At 47.4% G+C, this 12,586-nt stretch carries 7 protein-coding genes; 5 read left to right on the top strand and 2 right to left on the bottom strand.

What is annotated here, in order from left to right; genetic code table 11:
- The first annotated feature begins 16 nt into the window (after nt 1-16).
- Nucleotides 17-1,675 carry an electron transfer flavoprotein-ubiquinone oxidoreductase gene (locus tag U9J37_RS20285; protein ID WP_005473716.1) on the top strand — a complete coding sequence of 553 codons (1,659 nt, stop codon included), beginning with the start codon at nt 17-19 and terminating at the stop codon, nt 1,673-1,675.
- Nucleotides 1,676-1,680: 5 nt separating this feature from the next.
- Here U9J37_RS20285 and U9J37_RS20280 read toward each other — a convergent pair whose 3' ends face one another.
- Nucleotides 1,681-4,242 (bottom strand): DUF294 nucleotidyltransferase-like domain-containing protein, encoded by a 2,562-nt coding sequence (locus U9J37_RS20280; protein ID WP_005473677.1) that lies wholly within the window; start codon nt 4,240-4,242, stop codon nt 1,681-1,683.
- 365 nt (nt 4,243-4,607) lie between these two features.
- On the opposite strand from U9J37_RS20280, the gene U9J37_RS20275 reads away from it, so the two are divergent.
- The 3 genes from U9J37_RS20275 to U9J37_RS20265 all read left to right on the top strand — a co-directional run bounded on the left by U9J37_RS20275 (nt 4,608) and on the right by U9J37_RS20265 (nt 9,302).
- Nucleotides 4,608-6,065, top strand: coding sequence for a DUF3360 family protein (locus U9J37_RS20275; protein WP_038136561.1), 1,458 nt, complete (start codon nt 4,608-4,610; stop codon nt 6,063-6,065).
- A 329-nt stretch (nt 6,066-6,394) separates the two neighbouring features.
- Complete coding sequence (locus U9J37_RS20270) at nt 6,395-7,627, top strand: L-lactate MFS transporter (protein ID WP_005473679.1); 1,233 nt, start codon at nt 6,395-6,397, stop codon at nt 7,625-7,627.
- Between the two features lie 64 nt (nt 7,628-7,691).
- Complete coding sequence (locus tag U9J37_RS20265; protein WP_005473643.1) at nt 7,692-9,302, top strand: VRR-NUC domain-containing protein; 1,611 nt, start codon at nt 7,692-7,694, stop codon at nt 9,300-9,302.
- Between the two features lie 6 nt (nt 9,303-9,308).
- Here the strand turns inward: U9J37_RS20265 and U9J37_RS20260 are convergent, their stop codons facing one another.
- A complete protein-coding gene (locus U9J37_RS20260) occupies nt 9,309-9,998 on the bottom strand; it encodes a M23 family metallopeptidase (RefSeq protein ID WP_005473705.1) in 690 nt (229 codons plus the stop codon).
- Nucleotides 9,999-10,207: 209 nt separating this feature from the next.
- On the opposite strand from U9J37_RS20260, the gene U9J37_RS20255 reads away from it, so the two are divergent.
- The gene (locus tag U9J37_RS20255; protein ID WP_043887150.1) at nt 10,208-12,565 is read left to right on the top strand and encodes a fatty acid cis/trans isomerase; all 2,358 of its coding nucleotides are present in this window, start codon (nt 10,208-10,210) and stop codon (nt 12,563-12,565) included.
- The last annotated feature ends 21 nt before the right edge of the window (nt 12,566-12,586 follow it).

Raw genomic sequence — 12,586 nt, 5'->3', positions numbered from 1 at the left:
GTAAAGGTGAAATGCGATGGAAAGAGAGAGTATGGACTTTGATGTCGTCATCGTCGGCGCTGGCCCTGCGGGGTTATCAGCGGCTTGTCGGCTGGCTCAATTGTCTCAAGAACACGAGTACCCGTTTTCCATCTGCGTTGTCGAGAAGGCTCCCGAAATTGGCGCGCACATCCTCTCCGGCGCAGTATTTGAAACCACCGCACTTGATGAACTATTACCCAATTGGCGACAAATGGAGGCGCCGCTCTCAACGCCAGTCACGCAAGAGCACTTGGTTTATCTGACCACCGAGCACAACCATCTATCGATTCCAGAGTTTCTTACGCCCGACGCGATAAAAAATAGCCCAGAGAACAGAGTGATGAGTCTGAGTAAAATGTGTCGCTGGCTTGCTGATCACGCGCAGACTCTTGGCGTCGAAATCTTTCCTGGTTTTCCGGCTAAAGAGTTGTGCTTTGATGCTCAGGGGCAAGTGACAGGAGTCATTACCGCCGACATGGGGTTAGATAAATCAGGGGCAGCCAAAAACACGTTCCAACCCGGAGTCGTACTTAACGCCAAGCAAACCATATTTGCAGAGGGGGCTCGAGGTCACCTCGGAAAGCAGCTCCTGACTCATTATTCGCTTGATAAGGGCTGCCAACCTCAACACTACGCTCTGGGCATTAAAGAAGTGTGGCAACTACCCAATGGCGACCCGCGTTATCAACCTGGTCTTGTGCTCCATTCGATTGGTTGGCCGCTCAGCGAGAGCGACACAACTGGTGGCGGGTTTCTCTATCATCTAGAAGACAATTTGGTTGCCGTTGGCTTAATTACAGACCTCAACTATCAAAATCCTTACCTCAGCCCATTTGATGAGTTTCAGCGCCTTAAACACCATCCGCAATTTCGCCAGTACCTTGAGGGAGCCGAGCGCATCGCATACGGTGCACGCGCGATCGCAAAAGGCGGATTGCTTTCATTACCCAAACAACAATTCGCTGGCGGGTTATTGATTGGGTGTGACGCGGGTACACTCAATCCAGCGAAAATCAAAGGCTGCCACTGCGCGATGAAGTCCGGTATGTTAGCTGCAGAGGCCATATTCAGTGCACTGCAAAATAATCAAGACGAAGCCGATTACCACAGTTTATTTCGTGACTCTTGGCTTTACCAAGAACTTGACCAATCGCGTAACTTTGCGGGAATGGTGCACAAGTTTGGTCCTATATTGGGCGGTGCTCTCTCCTTATTTGAACAGCAAGTTTGGCAACGAATGACAGGTGGAACAAGCCAATGGAATGTAAGCGACCCACTCGCAGATCATGCCCAGCTGTTAGCCAAAACCAAGTTTCAGCCCATCGACTACCCTGCGCCAGATGGCATCATCAGCTTTGATAAGACCTCTTCGGTGTACCTATCATCGACCTTTCACGAAGAGAATCAGCCTTGCCATCTGCACATTGGCGACCAGCTCATTCCGATCAAACTGCATCTGCCCATGTTTGATGAGCCTAGCCAACGCTACTGCCCAGCTGGGGTGTATGAAATTATTGAGGTGGAGGGGCAAAGTCATCTTCAAATTAACGCGAGTAACTGTTTGCACTGCAAAACCTGCGACATCAAAGATCCATCCCAGAATATTACGTGGGAGCCGCCAGAAGGTGGCGGCCCCAATTACTCCATCATGTAACGTGACTAAAGGGAAAAGTCTTGAAGTACTTTTTGATGAAACATCATGCTTCGATTGAGCACATTAACGAGGTTTTGTTGCTCTAGCACCGTCAAGTCGCTCACCGTCAGGTTGTCGTTGATGTGTCTTAAGTCACTGTACTCAATCACCTGATTCATAAAACGCAGATGCCAGATGTGATCAAAGATGTAGACCATCTCTCGGTACGTTCTGGCATCTATTTCCTGCGCGGCAAACAACCCTTTCAACCGTTCAATGGTGTTGCATTCACGAATGTCGTGTTTAAGCGCATAGAGACGGCAGAAGATTTCCATCGGTCTTAAGCAATCTTTTAGATTGATCATCGCTCGCCCTTCACTCTTTTCCGTCACTAATTGGCCATCGCTATCTAGAGGGATCGCATGGTTCATACAGTTTTGCGCATACACTTTGAGAAACTCGGGGTTCTGCTTAAGTAGATGCTGGATATGGCTCTGAATCTTATCCGCCAGAGCAAACTCTCCGAATGTTGAGCGTATATCGAAAAACACATTGAGCTCCAAAATGCCCTCAGGTGTTGCTTGCTCAATCCAGCGAGAGAAGTTGGCTTGCCACTCCTTTTCACTCAAACACCATTGGTGATTAGACGCCATGATCAAGCCATCACAATAGCGATAGCCTGCTTGGTTCAACATCGCACACACCTTTTCTGCTAGGTGCAGGAAGTAGCGTCGCGTTGCCTTGAGGTCTTGGTCATCGGGCGTTTCAAAGACGATGGCGTTATCTTGATCGGAGAACAACGTCATGTCATGGCGGGCATTACTCCCAAAAGACAAAAACGAGAAAGGCACGGGTGGCTCACCAATCTCTTCAATGGTCAACTCAATAAAACGGCAGATTGCCGCGTCATAGGTTTGCCCTATTAACCGTCTTAGATGATCAGGTCGCGTCCCAGCAGCAATCATTTCACGAATCAGGTCGGTTAATCGGTTAAGCGATTCAACCACATGGCTATGACTTTCTCCTTGCTCAATATCCGCCACGATACTGCTACTGGTCTTGCGATAGTCAGAGCTGGCCGTCATCGAGTGGAAACTTGCGCCATAGACTTTGCGCACAATCGGACGAAATGAAATCACGTGACCGAGCTTTTCGGAAAGGAAAATGCGTGAAGTACTAAGGATAATGTCAATTTCACGGCCACTTTTGGTCACGATTTGCGCTTCAAACTCGTTGGGCTCAGCTTCATAGCTAAATAGCTTAAGGAGATGTTCAAGAACCTGGGAGTTTTGTTCCGCTGTCGAAAACAGCTGCTGCCAGATCGTTTGTGATTTTAGCTCGGTGTCGGTGTAGCCAAGCAGTTGGTGCAGCCGAGTATTGGAAAAGACAATTTTGCCATCGGCCTCCAAAATGTAGCCCTCATTCGATGATTCGACCAAAGCTTTATAACGGTTTTTCGCTTCATGCAAGGCAACTTCGGCGCGCATTTTGCGTTTTTCCATCGCTTTCGACTGGGCGATGACGTAGAACATGATAAGAGCTAAGCCGAGGGTAATCGCAACGAAAACGCGATACAGCGTGCTCTCGAGATGATCAATTTCCTGTTGTACATCTTCTAGGTAAACCCCAGTTCCAACGACCCACTGCCACTCTTCAACCCCTTCAACGTAGGTCATTTTCGGAGCAGTGATCGTGGCGTCATCTTTCCACTGCCAGAGGTATTCCAAATACCCTTCATGAGAGCTTTCGACCAGCTTTACCAACTCGACAAAAATAGGAAAATCCGAGCTTTTTTCGCTTTCGTAGTAATGGGTTAAATCTTGGTTGGTCAAGTCACTGCGGTACGGGTGCATGATCATTCTTGGATGCATGTCAGTAATGAAAAAGTAATCCTTGTTTTCCGGACCGTAGCGCATCGCTTTTATGTCTAGCGCTGCTTTACGTTGCGCCTCTTCTAAGCTGATTTCACCGCGTTTTTCCATTTCGACGTAGCGGTCAACAACACTCACCGCAGTGGAGGTGAGCTCTTTGAGCATCTGCTGCTTTTGTCCCACCATTGACGCTTCCACTAAAGGCAGAATGAGATAAATGATGGCGGTGACAAACAGGATGATGGCACTGATGGTTGGCAGCACAATTCTCAAACCAAAACGGCTTAAAGGGGAGTCTTGCTCACTTTGCACTGCGCTTAAGCCGCTGAAATAGTCAGCCAGTTCCGATTCATCAAGCACGTCGCCAAGTTGAGCATGGTGGCTAGTGTCGTGGTATTTCGCGGTGAAAGAGCCGTTTTCAAAATCCGCTCGGGTCGGTAGATAGCCGTGGTAATCGTCACGTATATGAGTTTCGAGCACATCTTTGATCTGTTGGCTGGTGTACTTATCACCGAACTCTTGGATCGCTTCGGCTAGTGCTTCTTTGCAATGACGAAAACGACGATGGGAATAAGGATCGAAATCGACTTTTTTCGCCATCGTCTCGTTGTGGCCTTGACCACTGTAATCGAAAAAACCGTCAATCCAACGGTGGATGTCTTCCGCTCGTATCCCATACAGGTGCTCTGTGCGATCGGCGTGTTCTGAAATTTTCATGCAGTATTAGCCACTTTCTTGCATATTGATAAATTAGTCAAAAATGTGTGGTGCGTAGCATTTTTATTACGAAGTAATCATCGTACCAATGACACCGAAGCATTATTTAATCGAAATCAATAATCACGTCATACCCCTTTCTTAGTATGAGGCCAATGTTTCGAAGTGATTTTTGACAAGATGCCCAAGAGTTGTCTTGTCTTCACCAACGAAGTGAACCTATGTTAGTCCCGCCTTTTCAATAAGATAAGGCTCTTGGTAGCGTCTGGGATGTCGTCTCGTACTGATCGAAGGTCAGTATACCAAGTGCAAGTGGAGCACTCATTGACATGGTTCAACTTCGTCTCATTACAAAGGAAGACGAAATGTCTAACAAAAGTAAAACCTTTTATAGGGATATGCGCAAGAAAGCGCATGAGTTTGAGAGCCGCGAAGAGTTTCTCAACCATGATCTAAAAATCATGAACTTCCGCCGCTGGGGTATTCATTTACCGTCACGCGATTACAGTGTCGAGCTTGAAGACTTAGTTCCAGCACTGGCGGCAACCATTGGTAAGGTGGTGATGGTGACCGCCATGGTTGCGGTATTTGCTGCACAATTTGGCTTATCTCCAGAGTTTGTCGCAGAAAACGTTCGCTATGAACTGCTGATCGCAGGTGCGCTGTTCGTTATCCTTTTCTCTGCAATTTTAAACCCTAACTCAAACTTGGCGGGCACTCATGGCCCGATGATTCCGTTAATCCCCTTAATTGCCGCAGCCGGTGGACACCCGCTCGCTTTAGGTATCATGGTCTGTATGTTCGGTTTTATCCTCGCCTATACCAAAGGGGGATCAAAGCTGATGACGCTGACAGGTGTTGGCGTTCGGGGCGGTTTGCTTATCTACCTTGGGGCGGTTGGCCTGATTGGCCAGATCAATAAAACTGAAGCGTGGGCAGCCAGTACCGATCAAGGCTACATCTCGTTTGCAGTCATTGGTGTCACCCTAGCCGTTTACGCCTACCTTGCGAAAATCAACAAGCGTTGGTTGGCGATTCCCTTATGTTCATTGATTGCTGGTATTGTTGCTTATGTTCTAGGGGCAGAGTTCGCCTTTACTACAGAGCCGGGTCTACCGCACTTCAGCCCTTTCTACTGGTGGGGTGAAGACACAGGTTGGCAACTTGGCTGGCCAAATCTAGAACACTTTATCGCGGTAACTCCGTTTGCGTTGCTTGCTGTCGCGATGTGGTCGCCAGACTATCTTGGTCACCGTGTATTCCAAGAGCTAAACTACCCGAAAGAAGCGAAAGGCGTTCTTATGGACGTTGATGACACTATGATGGTGGCTTCGATTCGCCAAGGTATTGGTTCGTTCCTTGGTGGTGGTAACCTAGCCTCTTCTTGGGGTACGTACATGATTCCAGCGGCTATCGCAAAACGTCCGATTCCGGGTGGCGCGCTACTCACAGGTATTATGTGTATCGCCGCAGCTGTCATTGGTTACCCAATGGATCTAGCAATGTGGGAACCGGTTCTGCGCGTTGCCTTGATCGTTGGTGTATTCTTACCTCTTCTTGAAGCAGGTATGCAGATGATTCATAAGCATAAAGACTCACTCAGCGCGGGTATTTGTATCTTTGCGTGTGCTTTCGTTAACCCTGTATTTGGCTGGGCAACCACCATGCTGCTCGATAACATGGGTCTGATTGGCGACCATGAACGTGCAAAAGAGCTGTCAGCGAAAGATAAGTACCTGATCCCTGGATTGGCGTTCGTGATTTGTGTCGGCTCACTGGCGATTGTTGGTCAATTGCCTGGAATTCCAGCACTCATTGGCTAAGCCATAAATCATTCTATTTACATCAAAAGCGCAGGCCATTTGGTCTGCGCTTTTTTATTTCATGCGCTTCTTCTGATTGGACAAGAAATATCCAATTATCGGTTATTCTCACCGCTTTCTACTCATCAAATCTATCAATAGAAATCGTTTTCGCTACAAAAAATCAACAATATTTGAAAAATATACGATTAAGTTGAAAAAGAGATTCCAATCACATTTTATTTGGTTATAATTCGCGCCCATTGCGCTTTATGTTGATAAACGCAAACTTAATTTGAATTAATCGACTGTTAACCCCTCCTCCCCCCAGAGGACAACCGAGAATAAAAATGAGCAAGATTGATAAAGCTATGCGCATCCTGCTAGCAGGTTTCTGTATCAACCTTTGTCTTGGCATCCTGTATGCTTGGAGTGTATTCAACAAAGCACTAGTGACTGAATCAGGCTGGACGGCTGCTGAAGCATCGGCGCCTTACGCGACTGCAACTATCACTTTCTCTATCTGTCTTCTTGTTGCAGGTATTCTTCAAGACCGTATGGGTCCACGTTTGATTCTTATCCTAGGTACTGTTCTAACAGGTCTAGGTATGATCGCATCGAGCTTTGTTAGCTCGCCACTGATGCTAAACATCACGTTTGGTGTGATCACGGGTGCAGGTATCGGCTTTGGTTACGCGTGTCTTTCTCCTTCTGCGATGAAGTGGTTCCACGCATCTAAGAAAGGTATGGTTAACGGCATCATCGCCGCAGGTTTTGGTCTTGCTGCTATCTACCTAGCGCCTGTGACTTCTGCGCTGATCGACAGCATGGGCATCCAAACAAGCTTCTTAGTGCTTGGTGTGGGTATTCTTGCTATCGCGGTTCCTCTAGCAGCGACAATCAACAACCCACCAGCGGATTACACGCCAGCTGAACCTAAAGTAAAAGAAGGTCAAGCACCTAAGGTTGTGAAGAAGTCTGACGACCTAACTTGGAAAGCAATGCTAAAAACGCCACAGTTCTACTCTTTGTGGATCATGTACGCGTTCGCCGCTTCTGTTGGTCTTATGATCATCGGTAACATCACAACGATTGCAAGCGTTCAAGCGAACCTGCCAAACGCGGTTTACCTAGCGTCTATCCTTGCGGTATTTAACTCAGGCGGTCGTGTAGCAGCGGGTATGCTTGCAGACAAGATCGGTGGCGTTCGTACACTTCTTCTAGCGTTCGTTCTACAGGGCATCAACATGGTTCTGTTTGCAACGTTCAAATCTGAATTTACGCTGATCATCGGTACTGCAATCGCAGCGGTTGGTTACGGTACGCTTCTAGCGGTGTTCCCTACTCTAACGGCTGAATTCTACGGTCTGAAGAACTACGGCACTAACTACGGCGTGCTATACACAGCATGGGGTATCGGTGGTGCAATCGGTGCTGCTGTGGTTGGTTTCTCAATGACTAACGGTGACGGCTACGGTCTTGCTTACACTATCTCAGCAGCGATGATGGCGGTATGTATTGTGCTAGCGTTCATCACCAAGCCGCTGACTGAAGCGAAAGTTGCGCAGCTGAAAAACGCATAATCGATTGAATTACGATGAGAAAGGCTTAACCTAAGGGTTAAGCCTTTTTTATTGTCTATTGGTTATGGAAAACACGGTCGAGCTCGCCCCAGATTACTACCTGGATAACTTTTTCAAACTCACTCATCACGCCACCCAGTGGTACAGCGATTTACTTAGCCAAGATGAACATCAATGGCTTGCGACGTTCGACGCGATCAGCAAAGGGGCTCAATGCCTGCTTGTTCGTCTTTATAGCCGCAAAGGGCATTGGTTTCGCAGCGACAAACTCAACTATCCAGAAATCGACACTATCCAGTCGGCTTTGGCTGAATTGGCCGCTCATGATTTTGTTTCACTCTCCCCTGAGCTGACAAACCAAGAATTAGCCGCAAATCTACTGACCAAACCAGAGATCCTAGCGCTTTATCCTCAGCATCCGAAATCCCTCAAGAAAGAAGCATTAGTGGCATGTCTAAGCGAAGAGAATTTTGACCAATTTGAGGCGCTTGAGTTTACCGTGATCAAGCTCAACTCCGCCCACATGATTGATCTCTTGCTCACTCTCTTTTTTGCCAATACCCATCAAGACTTGAGTCAGTTTGTGCTGGATGATTTGGGCTTGCATCAGTTTGAACAGTATCAACTAAGCAAAACTCGACGTTTTTTCGAGAGCAGAGAGCAAATCGATCGCCTTATCGAACTAAGCCAGCTGTCGAACCTCTATTGGCAGTGTGACAGAAAAAACAAAACCAATCTCGACACCTTAATCGGAGCTATGCCCGCTCCTGTTGAACATCGATACGTCGACCGTAAACGCGAGCACATGATCAACGATATCGCCCGTGATTACGAACGGATAAACGAATTTGAGACGGCTCTTATCCTGTTTGAGCAGACTAAACTGACACCGAGCAGAGAACGCCGCGCACGCATCTACGACAAGCTGGAACAGAACGACCTATTTAGTGACATTGTCACAGAAATGATCAGTTCCCCTATCGATATTTCTGAGCTTGAAATCGCAGAAAAGTTAAAACAACGCGTTATGCGCAAACAAGGTTTTAAAATCCCCCGCGCAAGCAAGCCAACGTGCAGTGAGTATCGAGTTGAACTGGATCTATCCCAACAACGTGTTGAACTGGCGTCCAAAGCCTATTTTGAGAACCTAGGTTGGACGGTTTTCTACAGCGAGAACATATTGTTAAACAGCCTGTTTGGATTGACGTTTTGGGAGGCGATCTTCGCGCCAATTGAAGGGGCATTTATCAACGCCTATCAGCACCGTCCACTCGACTTGTACCATTCGGATTTTGCTAGCAAGCGGCAGCAAGCAATCAATGACGCACTCGAGAAAATTCGATGTGGGGATACGAAATCGCTGTTTGACACTTATCGAGCCAAATTTGGCATCAGCAACCCATTTGTCCATTGGGGTCTGTTCGATGAGGCGTTGTTAACCATGGCATTGACCCACATTCCAACTAACATGCTCGCTGAGTTGTTCAACGTCATGTTGAGCGATCTAAAACTTTTCCGCAGTGGTATGCCAGACCTTATCGCCTTTAAAGACGGGACCTTTGAGTGGATTGAAGTAAAAGGACCAGGCGACAAGCTGCAAGACAACCAGTGGCGATGGTTTAAAGAATTTGAACGACTCGACGTCCCATTTTCGGTCTGTTACGTCAATCAATAAATGAGGTTAGTTCGTTGCATGTTGGCCTTGACGCTGATTTCTGAAAAACAACCTCGATTGGGCGATAAACTTGTTCGGGTCAACAAACTGGTGAAAAATCGGGTGTTCGGTTGTGTAACCTGTCATCCAATTGCTACGCCCACTTGTTGGGTAGTCAGACGGTGATCCGAGCCGTATCGAGAAGTGCAAGTGTGGCACGATACCAATACCATAACCTTCATCCGTTTCGGCAATATATCCAATAAGCTGCCCTTTGGTCACAGAGGCTCCCTTTTCAATCAACCATCGTCTCGCCGACACGTGACCATACAAAGAGTAAGCTCCTTTGGGAGTATGTTCGATGATAATCACGCCGCCATACGCCGCCTCATGGTCCGAGAAATAGACCGTTCCATCAGATATTGCATACACTTTCGTACCGGGAGCGGCAAAGTAGTCCACCGCTGAGTGATAGAGATTGGGAAACAACGACGCCTGACCAAATTCCGCGAAATCTTGGAGCACGCCAGTTTCCTTAAGTGGCCATTGATAAGGCCCATTAGAGGTCGCAATGATATTCTCCAAAATCGGGGCAACTTTTTGCTCTTGGCGCTCTACCGCTTGCTCTTTTTTGTCGCTTATCAGCTTTGCTAGCCAAAAAGTCAGCATGAGCAGTAGAACAAAGAGATAAGGAAGCCATTTTCCGCGTTTAATCATTTATTTTCGCCAACGGGTTGTTTTGTCACAGCATAACTAACCCAAGTTGGCAAGCAACAGGCGCAATCTCATAAGGTGAAAAGTTAATCTAACATTAATCATACAGCATACTTATTAATGCCTCATCCCATCAAACTCGGAGTTTTATTTGATTCTATGTCGACTTTCTGCTGCAATTTAGCCTCCATAAGACTTGAGCACTTATAAGCATGAATTTACGGACATTTTTTGTAATGGCTGCGGTCACTCTGTTCGCAGGGTGCGCGACCTATGCAGGACTAAATTTCGACCAACTGTTTGGCGAAGCCGAAGTGGTTGAACGCCGCGTCGACGCACAAACTCATGAAGGCGTGTTCTTTCTTGACGAAGTTAAACCGATTATTGATAAACGCTGCGTCGTTTGCCACGCCTGCTATGATGCCCCCTGCCAACTCAAAATGTCTTCTGTCGAAGGCATCGACCGCGGCGCGAGCAAAGAATTAGTCTATCAAGGTACGCGCTTAACAGCGGCAAAACCGAGTCGACTGTTTGAGGATGCGCAATCAACACAAGAGTGGCGAACCATGGGGTTCCACCCAGTGCTCAATGAACGTATGCAAACGCCAACCGCCAATCTAGAAGCGGGCTTGGTTGCAAAGATGTTGATGCAAAAAGAAGCCCACCCACTACCAAACGAGACTCAACTGACTGGTTTTGATTTTTCCGTCGATCGCGACCAAGTGTGCCCAACCATTGAAGAATATCAGCAGTATCAAAATGACTACCCGACGTGGGGGATGCCCTACGGAATGCCAAACCTGACCAAACACGAATACTCAACACTGATCAATTGGCTTCAAGACGGCGCCATCATGAACACGCCACTGCCCCTGACGCAAGCGCAGCAACGCCTTGTCGGCGAATACGAAGTGTTACTGAATAAGAGCTCACGCAAAGTTCAACTTGCCGCTCGTTACATTTATGAACATCTGTTTCTGTCGCACCTTTACTTCTCTGACTTAAATGAGCCAGAGCCAAGATTCTTTACGCTGGTGCGCTCTAAAACACCACCTGGTGAACCTGTAGAGCGCATTGCGACCCGCCGACCGTATGACGATCCTAACGTAGAGCGCGTCTACTACCGCCTAATACCAGAACAAGGCACAATTGTTGACAAAACGCATATGCCGTTTGCGCTTAACAAAGAGCGGATGCTCAACTGGAAAACATGGTTTATCGACGCTGACTACACAGTTGCTCAACTACCAGGCTACGAGCCAGAGGTTGCCGCTAACCCAATGACAGCGTTTATTGACTTGCCAGTTAAAGCGCGATTTAAGTTCATGCTTGATAATGCGCAGAACACCATCAACGCCTTTATTAAAGGTCCGGTTTGTCGTGGACAACTGGCGCTTAACGTTATCAATGACCGTTTTTGGGTGTTTTTCCTCGACCCAGACAAGTCCGACATACCGGAAGTCAACGAGTTCTATCGCTCTCAGGCTGACAACCTCAAGCTACCGGCAGAGCTAGAGAGTAATACCCTACCGATCACCAGTTGGGTCTCCTATTCACGCCAACAAGCCCGTTATTTAAAGGCAAAATCGGAGTTTGTTAATGAGTGGTTTAAAGATGGTAAGCACCTGACCACTGATGTCATTTGGACCGGAAATGGCACCAACCCGAACGCCGCATTAACGGTATTCCGACACTTTGACAGTGCCTCAGTGGTGCAAGGTTTGGTTGGCACGCCGCCTAAAACAGCATGGGTGCTCGATTATGCGTTAATTGAACGTATCCACTACTTATTGGTTGCCGGTTTCGACGTTTATGGCAACTTTGGTCATCAACTTATGACACGCATGTTCATGGACTTTTTGCGCCTAGAGGGTGAAAGTAATTTCGTGGCGTTGCTGCCAAGAGATGTACGCCATCAAGAGCAGTCAAGTTGGTACCAAGATCAAAACCCGCAACTGAGCGACTTCTTACAGCGAAATGTTGCGCCATTTGATCAACCGACCCAAGTCGCTTACCAAACCGATAACCCGAAAGCAGAACTCTACGATATCCTCCGCACCCAGCTTGGGCCTGTCCTCAGCAATCGCTATGACATAGAGCAAACTGGCTTCTCTACCGCCAATGAACAGCGATTAAGAAGCATCAATCACATTAAGGGCGAAGGTCTACTCTATGTGCCGCAAATTAGTATGGTGATGATCCGCTCTAAGCAGGGAGACGACCAGCTCTTCACCCTACTTCATGACAACGCGCATACCAATATATCCAGCCTGTTTGATGAAGAGAGCAATCGCGACCCGAAAAACGATAGCCTTACTCTAGTGAGAGGAGTGATCGGCAGTTACCCAGCCGCGTATCTATCTCTCGAGGAGTCCGACATTCCACAATTTGTAACTTTGCTTAGTAACATTGAGAGTGAAGAAGACTACGTTAAGTTATTGGATAGATTCGCTGTTAGACGCAGCTCTGATGAATTCTGGCCCTTTAGCGACCGCGTTCATCGCTGGTATCAGCAAAATCAACCGATCGAATTTGGATTGCTAGACTATAATCGTTTTGAAAATAGGTAAAACCAACTAACAAGCAGTGCC

The sequence above is a fragment of the Vibrio sp. 16 genome (assembly GCF_963681195.1).
GTDB lineage: Bacteria > Pseudomonadota > Gammaproteobacteria > Enterobacterales > Vibrionaceae > Vibrio > Vibrio sinaloensis_D.
The sequence above is the reverse complement of the archived record's forward strand: the minus strand, read 5'-3'. Positions and strand labels throughout refer to the sequence as shown.

Coding starts and splice junctions, on each gene's coding strand:
- U9J37_RS20285 (WP_005473716.1), top strand. CDS start 17: ATGGAAAGAGAGAGTATGGACTTTGATGTCGTCATCGTCGGCGCTGGC.
- U9J37_RS20280 (WP_005473677.1), bottom strand. CDS start 4,242: ATGAAAATTTCAGAACACGCCGATCGCACAGAGCACCTGTATGGGATA.
- U9J37_RS20275 (WP_038136561.1), top strand. CDS start 4,608: ATGTCTAACAAAAGTAAAACCTTTTATAGGGATATGCGCAAGAAAGCG.
- U9J37_RS20270 (WP_005473679.1), top strand. CDS start 6,395: ATGAGCAAGATTGATAAAGCTATGCGCATCCTGCTAGCAGGTTTCTGT.
- U9J37_RS20265 (WP_005473643.1), top strand. CDS start 7,692: ATGGAAAACACGGTCGAGCTCGCCCCAGATTACTACCTGGATAACTTT.
- U9J37_RS20260 (WP_005473705.1), bottom strand. CDS start 9,998: ATGATTAAACGCGGAAAATGGCTTCCTTATCTCTTTGTTCTACTGCTC.
- U9J37_RS20255 (WP_043887150.1), top strand. CDS start 10,208: ATGAATTTACGGACATTTTTTGTAATGGCTGCGGTCACTCTGTTCGCA.